1 pseudogene is annotated in these 501 nt (G+C 46.1%); it reads left to right on the top strand.

The window, feature by feature from the left end:
* Positions 1 to 501, top strand: a pseudogene (locus tag OCH80_RS10070) (YSIRK signal domain/LPXTG anchor domain surface protein); the annotation flags it as partial.

The following is a 501-nucleotide window of genomic DNA, read 5'->3' on the forward strand; positions in this document are numbered from 1 at the left end:
CGGATTCGGATGCTGACTCACTTTCAGACTCTGAAGTTGAAGTGCTCTCTGACTCTGAAGTTGAAGTGCTCTCCGATTCGGAAGTTGAGACGCTCTCTGATTCGGACTCTGAAGTTGAGACGCTTTCGGATTCGGATGCTGACTCACTTTCAGACTCTGAAGTTGAAGTGCTCTCTGACTCGGAAGTCGATTCACTTTCGGATTCTGAAGCTGATTCGCTTTCTGACTCTGAAGTTGAGGTGCTCTCAGATTCGGAAGTGGACACGCTCTCTGATTCGGATGCTGACTCACTTTCAGACTCGGAAGTTGATTCACTTTCAGATTCTGAAGCTGATTCGCTTTCTGACTCTGAAGTTGAAGTGCTCTCTGACTCGGAAGTTGATTCACTTTCAGATTCTGAAGTTGAAACGCTCTCTGATTCGGAAGTTGATTCGCTCTCTGATTCAGATGCTGACTCACTTTCAGACTCGGAAGTTGATTCACTTTCAGATTCTGAAGCTG

The sequence above is a fragment of the Lactobacillus sp. 23-2 genome (assembly GCF_044902225.1).
In the GTDB taxonomy this organism is placed as follows: domain Bacteria; phylum Bacillota; class Bacilli; order Lactobacillales; family Lactobacillaceae; genus Lactobacillus; species Lactobacillus absianus.